Origin of the sequence: Phnomibacter ginsenosidimutans (assembly GCF_009740285.1) — a bacterium.
Lineage (GTDB): Bacteria > Bacteroidota > Bacteroidia > Chitinophagales > Chitinophagaceae > Phnomibacter > Phnomibacter ginsenosidimutans.
In genome coordinates this window covers 1,710,004-1,727,500 of sequence record NZ_CP046566.1, presented here as the reverse complement: position 1 = coordinate 1,727,500, position 17,497 = coordinate 1,710,004, and the positions used below count along the sequence as shown (strand labels likewise).

Here is a 17,497-nt window from a genome sequence, read left to right as displayed (position 1 = left end):
GCCGCTTGTTTGGTAAGCTACGTGTACTTCATGCCCCTGGTCATGCAGGCGCATAAATGTGCCCCCCATGCTGATAATATCATCATCGGGGTGAGGTGAGAAAATGAGGCTTCGTTTAGGATATGGCGTAGACCGCTCCGGATGTGTAGGTATTACCACATCTGGTTTACCACCGGGCCAACCAGTAATGCTATCTCGCAATAAGTAATATACCTGCAGGTTGATTTCGTAAGCGTCACCTTTCTCTACCAAGAGTTCGCCCAAACCATTTTCGGTATAGTCGTGATTGGTGAGGCTCAGCACGGGCTTGCCCAATTTCAACGCCATGTTGATAACAGCACGACGGATCATTTTTGGTGTCCATTCTACTTCGCCAGTCATCCAAGGACTCTTGATGCGTGTCAATTCGCTGGCTGCTTGCTGATCAACAATGAAAACGCAGTCGTTGTGTTGCTGCAACAAACTGGCAGGTACCTGCTCGGTTACATCGCCTTCTACTGAACGGGCAACGATACCGGCTTTGAAGCCCCAGGCCATCAATAAAATCCGACGAGCCTTGAGGATAGTGCTGATGCCCATGGTGATAGCCAGACGAGGCACTTTGCTGATGTTCTGGAAATCCTTGCTATTGGCAATCCTTGTACTGTTTTCAAGATTTACCAATCGAGTTTTACTATATATACTAGAACCCGGTTCATTGAAACCGATATGTCCATTATTACCTATGCCCAATATTTGCAAATCGATACCGCCTACTGCGTCGATCCGTGCTTCGTAGTCAAGACAGTACTTTTTGATTTCGTCTTGTTTCCACTCTCCATTGGGAATATGAATATTAGCAGGGTTGATATCAACATGATCGAAAAGATTGCGATGCATGAAGCTCCAATAACTCTGCACGGCTTCTCTTTCCAACGGGTAATATTCATCGAGGTTGAAAGTGATGACATTGGCAAAGCTTAGTCCTTCCTCCTTGTGCAGTCTTACCAACTCTTTGTATAGCGAAATGGGCGTAGAACCAGTGGCCAGCCCTAACACACATTTTTTACCTTCCATTTGGCGGGCACGAATGAGGTTGGCAATTTGAACTGCTGCAAAAGCAGAACCCTGAAAAGGTGTTTCAAAAATCTGAACAGGAATTTTTTCGTACGAAGTAACCATGGTTGCTGAGGATAAATTGACGCAAAAAAGTAAATAACACCAATGACTTCATTCCAACTAAGGAACAGCACCGATGTAGTTGCAAATTTGTAAAAAACTATTCATAGTTGAACATGATTTTTTTCTTAAATCGGCGTTTATAATAAAATATTTTATCAAAAATCGATTTCATCTTTATTTTTGCCATCAAATAACCGAAAGTGGCTACAATAAGAACCAAAATACTGAGTCATTTCAATGGAGAAATGCTCACCGGCGTTGCTTTTAAAGACCATGCCCGACGCAAACGCATCATTGCTGAACTCAGTGGCATTGAAGAAATAACCATCAATGAAATTGCAGAATCACTCAATATCAGTGTACCAAAAGCCACAGAACTGCTGAATGAGCTGGCCGACGAGGGCTTTGTGTGCGACAAAGGCAAACGCTCAGAAGGACCGGGCAGAAAAGCTACATTTTACGGCTTGGCTACCGACAGCTGCTATTTCATTGGGCTGGAGATTAAAAAATACAAGCTGAATATTGGCTTAATGGGTTTTGATAAAACCATGATTAAGGCCAGCTATGAAATACCCTTCTTTTTTGAAGAAGCCAAAACAGCCTTGCAGGAAATTGTCAATCAGGTACGGCAGTTTATTCAAATGACGGGCGTTCCCGCCGAAAAAATTGTGGGTATGGGCGTATCTATTTCCGGTCGCATTAATGTACGTACCGGCGAGATACTTACTATTTACCATTTTTCGGATGCCCCTGTAAAGCAAACACTGGAGCAAGAATTTGGCATGCCCGTGTACCTGGATAATGATAGCCGCACAATGGCTTATGGCGAATATCACTTTGGTAAATATGCCGCTCATTCAGAAGTACTTGTCCTCAACCTGGACTATGGCATGGCGTTGGGCATGTTTGTAAACGGCAAACCGGTGTTTGGCACTTCTGGCTATGCCGGCGAACTTGGCCATATCCCCTTGTTCGACAACGAAAAGATTTGCTTTTGTGGCAAAAAAGGCTGTATGGAAACTGAAGCCAGCGGCCGGGCTTTGATAGAATGGATTGAGGCAGAAATGAAAGCCGGCAGCAATAGTGTACTGGCAAGGGTGCTGGAAAGAAAAAAACTGATTGAAATTGAAGACGTTGTAGAAGCCATTCAGAAAGGTGATAACCTTGCCATTCAAGGCATTGGCAATATTGCCAGTAAAATTGGCCGAGGCCTGGCAGTTACAATTAACCTGCTTAATCCGCAACTCATCATCCTTAGCGGCACCCTTAGTCAGGTGGGCGAATCGCTGCTGCTGCCGGTAAAAACCTCTTTGATTCAGCACTCACTCACCTTGGTCAACTCTGATACCAAAGTGGTACTCAGCGATATGTTTGAGAAAGCCGGTTTGCAGGGTGCCTGCCTGTTGGTAAGGGATAAGATTGTGGGCTTGGTATAAAATCTTCACATCCCGAAAAAACAAGACAGTGCTGCAGCTGATTCCATTACTTTTGCAGCCAATTAATCGCAAGCAAATTTTCCCCCAACATGAGTCATTCTTCACAACCGGCCATCCTCCTACTGGAAGATGGACATGTTTTTCATGGCTATGCCTTTGGCAAAATTGGCACCACTGCCGGTGAAATCTGCTTCAATACCGGCATGACCGGCTATCAGGAAGTATTTACCGACCCCAGCTACTACGGTCAGGTGCTGATTATGAATAGTGTGCACATTGGCAACTATGGTGTATTGGATACCGATGTAGAAAGTGAAAGTGTAAAAATCAAAGGACTCATTGGCCGCAACCTCGAGGAGCAATTTAGCCGTATGATGGCACAGGATACACTCCAGAGCTATCTCGAAAAAAACAATGTGGTAGCCATTGAAAACATTGACACCCGTGCATTGGTAGCTTACATCCGTACGCAAGGTGCCATGAACTGCATCATCAGCAGCGATGGTACAAGCATAGAAGAACTGAAAGCAATGATGAAGACCGTTCCTGATATGGGCGGCTTGGAATTGGCTTCACACGTGACAACTGATGCGCCTTATTTTGTGGGCAATCCCGATGCGCCCAAAAAAGTATCAGTGCTCGATTTTGGTTGTAAAAGAAACATTCTGCAATCCATGGCCGACCGCGGTGTATATGCCAAAGTATTTCCTGCAAAAACTACAGCAGAAGAAGTGTTGGCTTTTAACCCCGATGGCATTTTTATCAGCAATGGCCCCGGCGACCCCGCTGCCATGGACTACGCTATTGATACCATTAAACAACTGACCAAGGCCGAAAAGCCCATGTTTGGTATTTGTCTTGGCCACCAGTTGCTGGCTTTGGCCCACGATATTCCCACGTATAAGATGCACCATGGTCACCGCGGCCTCAACCACCCGGTGAAAAACCTGCAAACAGGCAAGAGTGAAATCACCACACAAAACCATGGGTTTGGTGTAGACCCCGAAGCTGTACGTAAAGCTGACCACATCGAAATCACCCATGTGAATTTGAACGACGACAGCATTGAAGGCATCCGGGTAAAAGACAAACCATTCTTTAGTGTGCAGTACCACCCAGAAGCAACCCCCGGCCCACACGACAGTCGCTACTTGTTCGATCAGTTTGTGAGCATGATGTAATGCTCCGATATACATAGAAAATTGACTCCATCAGGAGTCAATTTTTTTTATGCCCTTACCCACTTACATTCGGGCATGGAAATCGCCATCATCAACGGACCAAACCTCAATTTGCTGGGCAAACGTGAGCCCGGTGTTTACGGCAGCGAAAGTTTTGAAAGCTATCTGGAACAGCTACGGGCCATGTTTCCGCAGGTAGACATTCAATATTTTCAAAGCAATGTGGAAGGCGAACTCATCAACTACTTGCATACAGTAGGTTTTACTGCCCATGGCATCATCATCAATCCCGGTGGCTATACACATACATCCGTGGCTTTGGGCGATGCCATTGCTGCCATTAAGGCACCGGTAGTAGAAGTACATATCAGCAACACTGCTGCCCGTGAAGCTTTTCGGCACATCAGTCATGTAAGTGCCAAATGCAAAGGCACCATTATCGGGCTGGGCCTGAAAGGCTATGAGCTGGCGCTTCGGTCTTTGCTGGATTAACGAACACCTATTGATGCTCAAAACCTTTTTGCTTCCGAAGTATAAAATAAAAACTGCGGTGTTTGAATGGTGGATGCAGTTGTATCCAACATGTACCAAGGTGAAATGGATTTGTCTTCCAGATTTTTCAATACGTGGATATCCTGCGCAGGCATAAAACCTTGTGCCAGCAGGTACAACTTCTCCCCTTTTGCATTCTGACACATATCTACTATTAAAACGCCATGCCCGGGAAAACCGCCCCGAAGTAAAACATCGCCGGGTTGAAGCTGCGCATATTTAATGGGCCTCATTTGACGGGCTAAAGATGCAGAGTTGCAATAAGAATATACTTTCCTCAGAAACTGTTGAAACTGCTGCTGAGTTGACGTTGATGGGCAACTATACACTTTCCCATTATTGTCAGTAAATGAGAGTGTTTGCGTTGTTTTACTGTTGTACAAATACGCAGCTCTGCAGTACATAATGGCATCAGCACATTGCAGCAAATCTTCTTTGCCAATAGGAATATCCAACACTGCATGATGCAGCCATTGATACGGTTTTGGCTTGCCATTGAAAAGATAAACGGTGTTGTTGTTGCGGAGTGGCAACTGGCGTAACCAACTACCAAAGCTGTGTCCTACTAAAGGAGTACGTTGAAACCCTTTGGGTGTAAGAATGGTACTGATATTGGGCGTTTGTTTGATGGCAATGGTTCCAGGCATTTTACCCGAAGCATGCAATACTTGCTCCTGCTGATGTTCGGCACTTGCCTGCGTACAGGCATACCAAACTACTGGAGCTGCCAACAGCAGCCACCACAATTTTCGCATAACAATGTTTTTGCAACAGATGCAATACACAATGCCTTTACATAAATAAAAAGCGGATATTTTTCAATACCCGCTTTCACATCAATACATGAAGAAATTTTATTTCGCTAAGCTATTGATGACATCGTACTTGGTAACGATGTGATAGCTACCCGCTTCGTCTTTCGACAATACGGCACCATTTTCACGGGTGATTAAACTGCTCAATCTTTCTACAGGCGTATCATAGGAAACTTCTGGATAAGGATGCTCCATCACAAACTCAACAGATTGGTTTTTCAAATCGGGATCGCTGAAAATTTTATTGAACAATCCTTGCTCACTGAGCGAACCAATGTTACGGTCGTTCTCCATCACAGGAATATTTTCAATATCGTATTGCTGCATCAGCGCTACAGCTGCAGCAACAGTATCGCTTGGATGCACAGTTATCAAACGCTGGCGGCTACGGCCACTTACAATGTCTTTAAAGGTTTTTACATCCAGGAAACCACGCTCCATCATCCACTGATCGTTGTATACTTTGCCTACATAGCGGCTGCCATGATGAAAAATACAAACTACCAAATCATCCTTTTTCAATCTGTCTTTCAACTGCAGCAAGCCCTGAAAACAACTGCCGGCACTGTAACCGCAAAACAATCCTTCTTCACGGGCCAATCGGCGGGCTTGTACGGCACCATCTTTATCTGTCACCTGTTCAAAGTGATCAATCACACTCATATCGTAATTCTGTGGCACAAAATCTTCGCCAAAACCTTCGCTGATGTACGGATGTACTTCATTCATATCCACCTCACCAGTGCGGAAATATTTGGTAAGCAATGAACCGTACACATCAATGGCCCAGATTTGAATGTTGGGATTCTTTTCTTTTAAATATTTAGCAGTACCCACGATGGTACCACCGGTACCTGCTGTACAAACGAGGTGCGTAATCTTGCCTTCTGTTTGTTCCCAAATTTCGGGGCCCGTGCTTTCGTAGTGTGCCTGCCTGTTCGATAAATTATCGTACTGGTTCATGTACACACTATTGGGTATTTCAGTTGCCAAACGCTTGGCTACGCTGTAATAACTCCGCGGGTCTTCGGGCATCACATTGGTGGGGCACACAATTACTTCGGCTCCTACAGCTTTCAAGATGTCAGCCTTTTCTTTACTCTGCTTATCAGTCGTTACAAAAATGCATTTGTAGCCTTTTACACAAGCAGCCAATGCCAGGCCCATGCCTGTATTGCCACTCGTACCTTCTACAATAGTACCACCGGGTTTCAGCCGGCCATCAGCTTCGGCATCTTCCACCATTTTCAGCGCCATGCGGTCTTTGATACTGTTACCAGGATTGAAATAATCCACCTTGGCCAGCACCGTACAAGGAAAGTCTTTCACCACCTTGTTCAGCTGAATCATCGGGGTATTACCAATTGTTTCGAGAATGTTTTTTTTCCAGGCCATAGCAAGCAATTTTTTCGTTCTGAGGGAAGGGCAAATGTAGGTTTTCGCATCTAAGTGGCAGCAGCTGGTTGAACACAGCGGGTTTTCAAATCGTTAACATCGGCACCAATACCTTTACGCCCTCATGAAGCACCTGCAAGCCGTCAATAAATATTTCTGGAAGTACCGCAACCGATTGTTGGCTGGTGTGCTGTTCATCATCATTTCCAACTATTTTGCCATTCTGGCGCCACAGATTACGGCGTACGTGGTAGATAAAGTGCAGCTGCTGCTTCCCGGTGCTACTGCCCGTCCGCTCAGCCGCCAAACCGATCCATTAGTCAACATCTTCACCGATTGGATGGAAGGACTGAACTGGAGTTTTGGCAGCATCGTCACCATGTGCGGTGTTACTATTTTGGTGCTGGCACTCATACGTGGTGTGTTCATGTTTTTCATGCGGCAAACCATCATTGTGATGAGTCGCCACATTGAATTTGATCGAGAAAAATGAAGTGTTTCAACATTACCAAACACTGGATGCAGGCTTCTTTAAAAAACACACAGTTGGCGACCTGATGAGTCGCATGGCCGAAGATGTAAGCCGGGTAAGAATGTATACCGGTCCGGCTATCATGTACCTCATCAACCTCATCACGATTATTGTATTTGCGCTGTACAACATGTTGGCTAAAAATGCCGAGCTCACTTCGTACACGCTGGCACCACTGCCCATATTGGCGTTTGTGATTTATTATGTCAACACAATCATTCACAACAAGAGTGAAAAAATACAATCGCTGTTGGGCGACCTCACCAGCAATGCGCAGCAATCGTACAGCGGCATTAGGGTCATCAAGAGTTATGTGCAGGAAAAACAGATGGCAGGCTTCTTCAATCGCAACAGCGAATTGTACCGCGACCAGGCCATTGGATTAGCCAAAGTGGAAGCCGTGTACTACCCTTCTATTCAACTGCTCATTGGCCTCAGCACCTTGCTCACCATCATGATTGGCGGCTTGTATTTCCTCAATGGAAAGATTAGTGAAGTAGGCATTATTGTTGAGTTTGTGTTGTATGTAAACATGCTCACGTTTCCCGTAAGTGCCATTGGCTGGGTAGCCAGTATGATACAGCGGGCATCGGCTTCGCAAAAGCGATTGAACGAATTGCTCCAATACAAATCGAACATTGCCGAAGGGCATGATGAAAAAATTGCCACTGCTGCGGTGGATGTGGAATTCAAGAATGTTTCATTTCGCTATGAACATACCGGCATTCAAGCCATCCAATCATTTAACCTGCATATTAAAGCGGGTGAAAAAGTGGCCATCATTGGCAAAACAGGAAGTGGTAAAAGCAGTTTGGCGGCGCTGCTGTTTCGCATGTTTGATGCCAACGAAGGCGAAGTACTGCTGAATGGAAAAAATGTAAAAGACTATACGCTGGAAGCCTTGCGAAAGCAAATCAGTTATGTGCCGCAGGAAGTATTTTTGTTTAGCGATACCGTGGCCAACAACATTCGATTTGGCAACAATGAAGCCAGCCTGGATGATGTGAAAAATGCGGCCCGCATGGCTGTGATTGATACCGAAATTGATCGCTTCGAGAAACAATACGACACGGTGGTAGGCGAACGTGGCGTTACACTCAGTGGCGGGCAAAAGCAACGCATTTCTATTGCCAGAGCATTGCTTAAACCAGCATCACTCATTGTACTCGATGACTGCCTGAGTGCCGTAGATGCCAGCACCGAACAAGCCATTCAGCAAAACTTGCAACAATACCTGGCCGATAAAACTGCTATTGTCATTACCCACCGCATATTCAGCCTGTTTAGCTTCGATAAAATTGTGGTGATAGACAACGGCCGTGTGGTGGAAATAGGAACCCATGAAGCTTTACTTGCCGCCAATGGCGCTTATGCCGACATGTACCGGCAACAGCAACTGCATGAGCAATCAGATTTGATTGCATAATTCTTTACAGCTTTCCCGCCTTCATTTGCATCACTGCATAGTCACATGCACGTGCTGTTAGTGCCATATACGTTAGCGATGGGTTTTGCCATGCAGAAGAAGTCATGCAAGAGCCATCTGTGATGAACACATTGGGCACATCATGCAGTTGATTGAATGCATTGAGGGCAGATGTTTTGGCATCGCGACCCATTCGTACCGTACCCATTTCGTGCACACAAGCACCACCGGGTGAGTTGTAATCAAATTCATGAATGTTTTTGAAACCCGCTGCCGACAACATGTCTGCTGCACTCGCCTTCATGTCTTTGCGCATGGCCAACTCATTGCTGCCAAATTCAAAATGAATGCGTACCAATGGCAAACCCCACTGGTCTTTTTCTGTGCTATCCAAAGCAACGGTGTTGGTTTCTTGTGGCAATGTTTCGCCCCAAGCCCCCAACCACATGGTCCACAAACCAGGAGTGCTCAGTTGTTGTTTGAAAGCTGCACCAAAGCCCGGCAAACCCGGCAGTTTGTCTTTCCAACCCTGCCGTTCGCCATCACCCTGATAGCCGTACCCCCTGATAAAATCAGCATGTTTGGTAGTGGGGTCGGGCAAATTGCGAAAGCGAGGTATGTATATTCCGTTGGGCCGGCGGCCTTTGTAGTAGCGGTCTGCAAAACCATCGAATTGTGCTTCTGCTCCCACTCTGAAATGATGGTCCATGAGATACTTGCCAACTACACCACTGCTGTTGCCCAAGCCTGTTGGAAAAGCAGCACTGGTGCTACGCAACAAAATAGCAGTTGTAGCAATCGTTGATGCATTCAGGAAAATAATACGGGCAAAAAACGCTTCCGTTTTGTTGGTTTCAGTATCAATAATGCGAACGCCGGTAGCCTTTCCAGATTTGGCATCAAACAACACTTCTTTCACAATGGCATTGGGGCGCATGGTTAAATTGCCGGTGGCCGCTGCCGCTGGTAACGTAGCTGCATTGCTGCTGAAGTAGCCTCCAAAGGGACAACCCCGCATGCACAAGTTTCTGTACTGACAAGGGCCGCGGCCTTCCCAACCTTTGGTAAGATTGGCACTACGACCAATGGTAACAAATCTTTCAGGATAACGCTTTTGTATTTGCGCTTTGAAATGTTTTTCCAGCACATTCATTTCCATGGCGGGCAAAAACACCCCGTCGGGTAAATGTGGAATGCCTTCGGCTTGCCCGCTGATGCCGGCAAAGGCTTCTACATAATCATACCACGGAGCCAGGTCTTTGTAGCGAATAGGCCAGTCTACCGCAATGCCATCTTTAGCATTGGCATCAAAGTCCAAATCACTAAGACGGTAGCACTGTCGGCCCCAGGTAATACTGCGGCCGCCAACCTGATAGCCCCGTACCCAATGAAATGGCTTTTCCTGAATGTAGGGATGCTCTTTTTCGTTGACAAAAAACTGGCGGGTGCTTTCATCAAACTGGCCGCTTTGAATAGGATTTTCTTCACGGTCAGTGTTTGTCAAATTGAGCCGGTGCGTAAACTCCCAAGGGCTCATGGAAGCAGTGGAATAATCGCGGATATGTTGCACATCGCGGCCTCTTTCGAGTACGAGTGTTCGCAATCCTTTTTGGCACAGTTCTTTAGCAGCCCAGCCACCACTGATTCCACTTCCTACCACTATGGCATCGTAATAACGGTCGGTATTGGCAGTGCCTTTATTGATGTGTAACGTATCGCCCATAAAATATTATTGAGTGGCCCAGGAATGTTGCCCCGGTTGCAAGGGTGCATCTGCAATGTAAGCTCCGGGAATATAATCGTACGCCAGGCCTTGTGTGGCACCAACTTTGCTAGTGCACCAAGCCGTAACCGTTAGGTTTTTGAGTGTGGTAAAAAATGAATCGCCCATGAGTTTGCGCTGCGCTTTGCCCAACATGCCAGCAGCTGGTTTACCCTTGGCTTCAAAATGCTGTAGTACGGCAATTCTTCTTACTTCCGATAGCGCTTCGAATGGCATATCATAGTGACTTTGGCAGTAATCTTTCAAAGCGTCGAGCCCGTCGATGAAACGGTTTTGAGATGAACGATCTGTGCAGTCTTTGATGAGGATGGCAATGATGGCGCCACAACCGGCAGCTTTGGCCCCGGGCGTATCTGTTTGCGGAATAATGGTTTCGGCTAATTCATCGAGCAGGGGTATTTGCGCTTCGAGGGAAGAGAGTTTGGGATGCTTGCGGATTTGGTAGACCGTAAAGCCTCCCCAAGCTGCGGCAATGCCTGCAATACCAAGCGATAACCGTTTCACAAATACGCGGCGGTTACCGGTAGCTGTTTTGTTGGGTGTAAGCATGTGGTGTAGGATTATCAGGGTACAGTATGCAATTTACGCCATGCAGCTGATACTGCATGGGCATAAAAAAACCACCCGGTTGGGGTGGTTTTTACCAATGTGATCCGGATTGGATTCGAACCAATGACCTACTGCTTAGCTTACCTGCTACAGCTTTCGCTGCCCACACCATGGGTGCGGTTTGGGGTCTGGACTATATCTTCACCATTGCAGGTGTACCACGTATAGTCTCTACGGAACCTTTTTAAAATCATCAGCCAGATGTGTTCCTTTTTGCTGATGATTCACAGATGCATTTACCCTCAAAGCAATTGACTCTCCATATTCAAGTGGATTGAAATAATAGCAAGAATCTGTTTGCGGACAATAAACGGCGTAGATTGACACCAATGCTTTATTGACTTTTTTAGTATTTACTCCCTTTGCAGTGCTGTAAGAATTACGAAACGGAATTTCGATAACTCCACGTTTGTTTACAGCCCTGTACTTCACTTGAACCGTTTTGAATTTGCCATCTTTATAAATGACTAAATCAAAAGGTGCATGTTCGGTTTCGGGCACCAATACCAGATATCCTTGCAGAAAGAGATCAAGCTTTGCCTTCAATACACCGAGATCGCCTTTGTTTTTTGTGTGATGGGTTATCATCTTTCCAAAATACAAATCGAAACTCAAGTTTCCTCGGGGTTGGCATGATGACGAGTCATCGAAGCGTTCACCGATACAGTGGTATCCACTTACGGAGTTTTGTTTCCTACCGTAAGGCTCCTATTCATTAAAGGCAGTTGCTCTATCCAGCTGAGCTACCGGACCATATTGTAAAGAACTATCGAAACGGCCAAGGCAATTTCGGCTGCAAATAAAATGGATTTTAATGAAAGGGGGCTATTGGGACGCGGATTTTTACGGATGGGAACGGATGAACACGGATTTCTTTTTTGATGAATGGCGATGATTCACCGATTGCTTTTCACGATGGATGTGGGACGCGGAGGCAAACGGATGAAAATAAATTTATACCGATTTTTCTTTTGCGTTGAAGGCTACTCAAGCCCTAAAGGGGCGACAATACTTTAGCCACGGGTGTAACCCGTGGATTAGAAAACAAGACACAACTCAGCCCTGAAAGGGCGTAATATGATTTGCCACAGATGCACGGATGACATGAAAGAGCAAATGGAATGGCCAGCTTTGCACAATGGCTGATGGGCTGCCCGAAGGTAGCGGTAGCCCCCGACGCTTCGGTCGGGGCTACAAGCGGACAGCGGGAACTGCTGCTGAGGGTTGCACAATAGCTGACAGCCCCTATCCTGCTTACTGCAATTTAATTTCGAACAGCTTGGGCCAGTATTTGCCGGTAATGAACAGGCGCTGACCGGCAGAATCGTAGGCGATGCCATTGAGCACTTCGGGTGCCTTGGCATCCAAGGGGTTGCTGGTAATGCCGGCCTTGTTTTTGAGATCGGCAAAGTTGAGGCGGCCCACAATTTGACCGCTGTTGGGGTCAATTTTTACGATGTCATCCGTCTGCCAAATGTTGGCGTACACAAAGCCATTGATGTATTCCAGCTCGTTAAGATTTCCCCTGGGGCCCATGGCATCGGCCACGCCAATGCGTTTGGTTTCCTGAAAAGTAGCAGGATTGAGAAAGTACAGATTGCTGGAACCATCGCTAACGATGAGCTCGGTGCCGTTGTGGGTAATGCCCCAACCTTCTTTGGTGCCTGTATTTATAGGAAATTCATTCAATAATTTGAAGGTAGAAACATCGTATACAAACGCTTTCTTGTTTTTCCAAGTGAGCTGGTAAATTTTTCCGTTGAGTATGGTGACGCCTTCGCCGAAAATATCTTTATCATTTTTCACTTCCTTGCTCACTTTGCCTGTAGCCAAGTCTACGTGGCGTATGTTGCTTTCGCCGTATTGGCCGGTGCCTTCTACCAAATGATTATTGTACCACACCAGGCCTTGCGTAAATGCACCGGCATCATGCGGATAAGTATTGATGAGTTGGTAGTTGATGATGGCTGGCGCATTGTCGGCTACAGCAGGCTCGTTGCTGGTACCGGTATTGGCATCGGGGTTGGCACAGGCTGCCAGCAGCACCAAAGCTGCAACAGTAGTTCGACGAAAGAAAGCATTGTTCATGTGGTAAAATTAAGCAGTAGCTGCATCAAGCGTTTGTTAAGAGGCTGCGAACTACTTGAGCGGCAAACACGGGGGTAATGGCCACGCCCATGCCATTGCAACTCATAGCGCCCCACACATTGGGCGACAAGACCTGTAGCACAGGCAGTTTGCTTTCACTCATAGCCATGAGCCCACCCCAACGGTAATCGATTTGTGCGGCAATATTATCTGTTGAAAAATATTGGGGTAGATGACGAATGAGGAATTGTTCGAGCTGTTGTTGGATAACAACACTGGTGCCTGTATCCAGCGTTTCTTCGCCGGCAAAATCGGCATTGCGGGCACCACCCAGCAAAATGCGATTTCCCAAATGGCGCCAGTAATAAAAGCCTTCATCAAAATGAAATGTACCGTTCATTTTCAAACCCTCTAATGGTTTAGACACCAATACCTGTCCACGTGCTGGTTTGATGCCCAGCTGTGGCTGCATGCTGCTTAAATACGCATTCGTGGTAATGACCAGCTGATGAAACGGAATACTGCCGATAGCAGTTTCCAACACATTGTTTTGCCCCAGTTGCCAACCCTGATGTTGTAATCCATATAAACATTGAACACCCTTTTCTTGTGCCAGCTGCATCATGGCTTGTACCAGTTTGCCGCTGTGTACCGCTCCTTCCAGCAAGTTGCCCGCCATGCCAGCAAAGCCTTGCAGCTGCATGCTGTGCATGCTTTCGTGCATGGGTGCAAATGCCTGAGGCGTACCCATGATGGGTGCCAGCCAACCATTCAATTCATGCAGTTTATCCTCAAAATCATTGGGCCATTCAGTGTAGCATTCAAAGCCACCACAAAGTTCCAAACCAATGCGGGCATCGCCCAAAGTGCTACGCAATTGTTGTATGCCTTTGTAGCGCATTTCTACCACTTGCAGCATGGCATCGGTGCCATTGAGTTGCGCATCGTAGAGCATTTCGCTGGGGCTGCCAAAGCAGGCAAAACCGGCATTGCGGGTGCTGGCACCAGTGGGTATGGGTGCATGATCGATGAGTACCACCCGCTTGGAAGGTTGCTGTTGTTTGTATTGAATGGCCGTCCATAAACCCAGCAAGCCACCACCCAAAATGAGTACATCGGCAGGTTGTAACCAGGTATCTTTTTCCCAAAAGGACATGGCATGTGGCATACGTGCAAATTTCGTTAAAGTAACAGCAAGGCTGTAAACCAATGCGCATATTTACGTTTCAAACAAGAAAAAACATGCGGCAAATTTTGACACTGTTGATGATGGGCATTTTGGTGAGTACACAACTGCCAGCACAAAAACTAAAAGACCTGCTGAAAAAGCCAACCAGTGACAGCAGCAAACAAACGGTAGAAAGCCTGCTGAAAAAAGTAACCGGCAGCAAGGGATAGTCTTAGCACTACCGATGTGGTGAGTGGATTGAAACAAGCCCTGGAAATAGGGTCGCAAAAAAGCAGCAACCTGCTGAGTAAAACAGATGGCTTTTTTGCCAATGCCGCCGTAAAAATATTGCTGCCCGAAGAAGCCCGGAAGGTGGAAAAAACATTGCGCAATTTGGGCATGGGCAAGCTGGCCGACGATGCTATTTTGAGCATGAACCGTGCCGCAGAAGATGCTGCCAAATCTGCAGCTCCTATTTTTAAACAGGCCATTGTAAACATGAGCTGGCAAGATGCATGGGGAATACTACGGGGCAGCGATACGGCCGCAACGGCTTATCTCCGGGGCAGCACCAGCAGTGCATTAACAGAAGCATTCCGACCAGTAATTGCACAATCCATCGACAAAGTGGGTGCTACCAAACATTGGAATACGTTGTTTACCAACTACAACAAATTTGCCAGCAAAAAAATCAATCCCGACCTCACAGCGTATGTAACCGAGCAGGCTTTGCGGGGCATTTTCATACAACTGGCGCAGGAAGAAAAAGACATTCGCAAAAACCCGGCAGCAAGAACAACTGAGTTGTTGCGAAAAGTATTCGGCAGTAAATAGTCAGGAATGTTTGTTGCGTAAAAAACTGCGCTTTTGTTGCCATGCTTCTACCTGCCAGGCGGCAGCGGCATGCAACACTTCTGACACCGACTTGCGTTGAATATCTTTCATCTCAAACAGGGAAATACCAGCGACCATATTGCGACCGTTTTGTTGCAGTTGCGGATAAGCCAGCAACAAATCTTTGCCGCGGCAAAAGCACACCTCAATGCCACCGGTTTTGCGCAGGTAATTGATGTAACAGAACATGCCGTGATAATGATAAAACGGAATCTTGAAACTGAACTTTTCCTGTACCTGCGGCATTGCTGTACAGATGAGTGACCGCAGCTCAGCAGCTAATGCAGACTCCACTTCGGGCAGTGATTCGATGTATGAGGAAACTTTGTATTCCATTTTTTGAGTGACTTCGGTGTGGCTCCCTTAATTTTAAAAGTATAAAACCTCGAAAACAACGGCCATATGAACAGAAGAAAATTTGTGCAGACCACCGCACTGGCATCCTTGGCATTCGGATTGTCTGATGCACTGGCATTTGCTCCTAAAAAAGAAAAATAGGCATTCAGCTCTACAGTGTGCGGGATGAGTTGAAAGCTGGTCTCGACAGTGTGATTGGCAGACTGGCCGGCATGGGTTATCAGCAAATAGAAATGTTTGGCTACAATGATGGCAAATATTTTGGCAACGACATGCAGGCCACTGCTGCCATTCTAAAAAAGTATGGTGTCACCAGCCCGAGTGCACACATTGGCCTTGCTGAGTTTTTACATAAAGGCAACGACGATGTATGGAAGAAAGCGGTGGATGATGCCAAGCTGATTGGCAACGATTATTTGGTAGTACCCTGGCTGGAGGAGCAATACCGCAAAACACCTGATGACTATAAAAAACTGGCAGCACGATTGAACCGTGGCGCCGAATTGTGTAAAGCAGGTGGTCTCAAATTTGCCTACCACAATCATGCTTTTGAGTTTGACACACTGCCCGGCGGTGGCACTGGCTACGATATTATCCTGAATGAAACCGATGCTTCTATGGTAAAACTGGAACTCGATTTGTATTGGGTAAAAAATGCCGGCAAAGATCCGTTTGCATTGTTTGCCGCACAGCCCGGCCGTTTTGTAATGTGGCATGTAAAAGACATGGACAAAAACAACAAAGACAAACAAACCGAAGTAGGCAATGGCAGCATCGACTTCAAAGCCATTTTTGCTAAAGCCAAACAATCGGGATTGGAATACTTTTTTGTAGAGCAAGAAAACTATGCGGTATCGCCCTACGACAGCGTTGAAAAATGCATCCGCTATGTAAAAGGCAATCTGGTGAAGTAGTCTTTTATTTTTCAGGCACCAACAAAAAGTGTCGCCCCAAACGGAGCGACACTTTTTTATTGATGCAGCATTAAATTATTTCAACGCTTTAATTTGAATGTTTCGAAACCACACCAAATCGCCGTGGTCTTGCAGGCCTATCTTACCTTGGGTAAATGTGCCGAAGCCAGGCATGTTTTTAAACTTACTGTTCGCAATCATTTGTGCCCATGATGCATCATTGTATGTAGTTTCAACAATTACCACAGCATTCAGCTTGAAGGTGAGTTTGCCTTTGTTGCAAATAATTTCTGCAAGGTTCCACTCGCCTACCGGTTTTACGGGCTCAGAAGATGAAGCAATCATGTCATATAAATCGCCGGCACGGTGCTTGTGAATTTTGGCATCGGCATGACGGTCGTTGTCGAGCACCTGCATTTCAGGCCCCGTCTTCCAAGGATGACTGTATTGATCACCTTCCTGTACAAAAAACATAACGCCGCTGTTACTTCCTTCGGCTACTTTCCATTCCAGTTTGAGGTGAAAGTTTTCGTAAGCATTATCAGTAACAATATCGCCGCCATCTTTTGCAGCAGGGTCGAGCATTAATACACCATCTTTTGCTTGCCAGCCTTTGCCAATGGTACCGGGCTTATTGAATTTGTGCCAGCCATTGGTGGTTGTGCCGTCAAATAAAAGCTTGAAACCCTTGTCAGCCTTGGGTTGTGCATACATACTCAGCTGCAAGCACAGCAAAGAGAATAATGTGGTCGTGATTTTTTTCATGTAGTTTATTTATTGAGCAGCAGTACGTATTTCACCATCTGCTTGGCATCGTCGATTGAAACGGTAGGATGCGGTGTCATAGGAATTTGCCCCCAGTTACCCGATCCTCCTTTGATGATTTTTTCGGCCAGCATGGTTACGGTTGCATCGTCGGCATTGGGATATTTAGCAGCTACATCTTTGTATGAAGGGCCGGTTGAAGTTTCACTCACTTTATGACAGGTAAGGCAATCAGATTTTGCCACCAATGCCAAACCATTTTTATAATCAGGATTTGAAGAAAGTTCATCAGCAGGTGCAGCTGTTTTCTCTTCATCCGGAGTAACGGTTGTTTGAGTTGTGCTACTACTTTCATTGCCACCACAAGCTACTGCTGCCATGGCCACACAGGCCACAAAAAATATTCTTTTCATAGATATTG

General features: G+C 46.2%; 20 protein-coding genes (1 of these 20 cut by a window edge). 9 read left to right on the top strand and 11 right to left on the bottom strand.

Annotation, left to right across the window (positions count from 1 at the left end):
* On the bottom strand, window positions 1-1,161 hold the 5' portion of the coding sequence (gene nagB / locus GLV81_RS07495) for a glucosamine-6-phosphate deaminase (RefSeq protein ID WP_157478225.1). 738 nt of this gene lie to the left of the window's left edge; 1,161 of the gene's 1,899 nt are visible here — the first part of the coding sequence; it begins with the start codon at window positions 1,159-1,161; the stop codon falls past the left edge of the window.
* Between the two features lie 200 nt (window positions 1,162-1,361).
* Between nagB and GLV81_RS07490 the strand changes: the two genes are divergently transcribed.
* From GLV81_RS07490 to aroQ, 3 genes are all read left to right on the top strand, one after another.
* Complete coding sequence (locus tag GLV81_RS07490) at window positions 1,362-2,597, top strand: ROK family transcriptional regulator (RefSeq protein ID WP_157478223.1); 1,236 nt, start codon at window positions 1,362-1,364, stop codon at window positions 2,595-2,597.
* 89 nt (window positions 2,598-2,686) lie between these two features.
* The gene (gene carA / locus GLV81_RS07485; RefSeq protein WP_157478221.1) at window positions 2,687-3,778 is read left to right on the top strand and encodes a glutamine-hydrolyzing carbamoyl-phosphate synthase small subunit; all 1,092 of its coding nucleotides are present in this window, start codon (window positions 2,687-2,689) and stop codon (window positions 3,776-3,778) included.
* Window positions 3,779-3,853: 75 nt separating this feature from the next.
* The gene (gene aroQ, locus GLV81_RS07480) at window positions 3,854-4,270 is read left to right on the top strand and encodes a type II 3-dehydroquinate dehydratase (RefSeq protein WP_157478219.1); all 417 of its coding nucleotides are present in this window, start codon (window positions 3,854-3,856) and stop codon (window positions 4,268-4,270) included.
* A gap of 17 nt (window positions 4,271-4,287) precedes the next feature.
* Here aroQ and GLV81_RS07475 read toward each other — a convergent pair whose 3' ends face one another.
* Both GLV81_RS07475 and GLV81_RS07470 read right to left on the bottom strand, forming a co-directional pair.
* Entirely contained in the window at window positions 4,288-5,085 is a 798-nt protein-coding gene (locus GLV81_RS07475; RefSeq protein ID WP_157478218.1) for a DUF4846 domain-containing protein, read from the bottom strand.
* Between the two features lie 99 nt (window positions 5,086-5,184).
* Entirely contained in the window at window positions 5,185-6,540 is a 1,356-nt protein-coding gene (locus GLV81_RS07470; protein ID WP_157478216.1) for a pyridoxal-phosphate dependent enzyme, read from the bottom strand.
* Between the two features lie 124 nt (window positions 6,541-6,664).
* On the opposite strand from GLV81_RS07470, the gene GLV81_RS20140 reads away from it, so the two are divergent.
* Entirely contained in the window at window positions 6,665-7,033 is a 369-nt protein-coding gene (locus GLV81_RS20140; protein ID WP_246186311.1) for a 6TM ABC transporter family protein, read from the top strand.
* Entirely contained in the window at window positions 7,017-8,498 is a 1,482-nt protein-coding gene (locus tag GLV81_RS07465) for an ABC transporter ATP-binding protein (RefSeq protein ID WP_246186310.1), read from the top strand. The genes GLV81_RS20140 and GLV81_RS07465 overlap by 17 nt, the downstream gene beginning before the upstream one ends.
* A gap of 4 nt (window positions 8,499-8,502) precedes the next feature.
* On the opposite strand, the gene GLV81_RS07460 is transcribed toward GLV81_RS07465, so the two are convergent.
* The 5 genes from GLV81_RS07460 to GLV81_RS07440 form a co-directional block, all read right to left on the bottom strand.
* Complete coding sequence (locus tag GLV81_RS07460) at window positions 8,503-10,221, bottom strand: GMC oxidoreductase (protein ID WP_157478214.1); 1,719 nt, start codon at window positions 10,219-10,221, stop codon at window positions 8,503-8,505.
* A gap of 6 nt (window positions 10,222-10,227) precedes the next feature.
* Complete coding sequence (locus GLV81_RS07455) at window positions 10,228-10,830, bottom strand: gluconate 2-dehydrogenase subunit 3 family protein (protein WP_157478212.1); 603 nt, start codon at window positions 10,828-10,830, stop codon at window positions 10,228-10,230.
* A 231-nt stretch (window positions 10,831-11,061) separates the two neighbouring features.
* A complete protein-coding gene (locus GLV81_RS07450; protein ID WP_197429014.1) occupies window positions 11,062-11,505 on the bottom strand; it encodes a group I intron-associated PD-(D/E)XK endonuclease in 444 nt (147 codons plus the stop codon).
* Window positions 11,506-12,144: 639 nt separating this feature from the next.
* A complete protein-coding gene (locus GLV81_RS07445; protein WP_157478211.1) occupies window positions 12,145-12,978 on the bottom strand; it encodes a glutaminyl-peptide cyclotransferase in 834 nt (277 codons plus the stop codon).
* Between the two features lie 25 nt (window positions 12,979-13,003).
* Window positions 13,004-14,146 (bottom strand): NAD(P)/FAD-dependent oxidoreductase, encoded by a 1,143-nt coding sequence (locus GLV81_RS07440; protein WP_157478209.1) that lies wholly within the window; start codon window positions 14,144-14,146, stop codon window positions 13,004-13,006.
* A gap of 74 nt (window positions 14,147-14,220) precedes the next feature.
* Between GLV81_RS07440 and GLV81_RS07435 the strand changes: the two genes are divergently transcribed.
* Together GLV81_RS07435 and GLV81_RS07430 are read left to right on the top strand one after the other, a co-directional pair.
* Window positions 14,221-14,376 carry a hypothetical protein gene (locus tag GLV81_RS07435; RefSeq protein WP_157478207.1) on the top strand — a complete coding sequence of 52 codons (156 nt, stop codon included), beginning with the start codon at window positions 14,221-14,223 and terminating at the stop codon, window positions 14,374-14,376.
* A gap of 19 nt (window positions 14,377-14,395) precedes the next feature.
* A complete protein-coding gene (locus GLV81_RS07430) occupies window positions 14,396-14,980 on the top strand; it encodes a DUF4197 domain-containing protein (protein ID WP_246186309.1) in 585 nt (194 codons plus the stop codon).
* Here the strand turns inward: GLV81_RS07430 and GLV81_RS07425 are convergent, their stop codons facing one another.
* A complete protein-coding gene (locus GLV81_RS07425; protein ID WP_157478203.1) occupies window positions 14,981-15,376 on the bottom strand; it encodes a DUF1801 domain-containing protein in 396 nt (131 codons plus the stop codon).
* A 66-nt stretch (window positions 15,377-15,442) separates the two neighbouring features.
* Here GLV81_RS07425 and GLV81_RS07420 point away from each other — a divergent pair, with 66 nt between their 5' ends.
* Both GLV81_RS07420 and GLV81_RS07415 read left to right on the top strand, forming a co-directional pair.
* Window positions 15,443-15,538 carry a twin-arginine translocation signal domain-containing protein gene (locus GLV81_RS07420; RefSeq protein WP_157478201.1) on the top strand — a complete coding sequence of 32 codons (96 nt, stop codon included), beginning with the start codon at window positions 15,443-15,445 and terminating at the stop codon, window positions 15,536-15,538.
* A gap of 17 nt (window positions 15,539-15,555) precedes the next feature.
* Window positions 15,556-16,311 (top strand): sugar phosphate isomerase/epimerase family protein, encoded by a 756-nt coding sequence (locus GLV81_RS07415; protein WP_157478199.1) that lies wholly within the window; start codon window positions 15,556-15,558, stop codon window positions 16,309-16,311.
* A gap of 75 nt (window positions 16,312-16,386) precedes the next feature.
* Here GLV81_RS07415 and GLV81_RS07410 read toward each other — a convergent pair whose 3' ends face one another.
* Both GLV81_RS07410 and GLV81_RS07405 read right to left on the bottom strand, forming a co-directional pair.
* A complete protein-coding gene (locus GLV81_RS07410) occupies window positions 16,387-17,076 on the bottom strand; it encodes a 3-keto-disaccharide hydrolase (RefSeq protein WP_157478197.1) in 690 nt (229 codons plus the stop codon).
* A 5-nt stretch (window positions 17,077-17,081) separates the two neighbouring features.
* Entirely contained in the window at window positions 17,082-17,489 is a 408-nt protein-coding gene (locus GLV81_RS07405; RefSeq protein WP_157478195.1) for a c-type cytochrome, read from the bottom strand.
* Window positions 17,490-17,497: the final 8 nt, after the last annotated feature.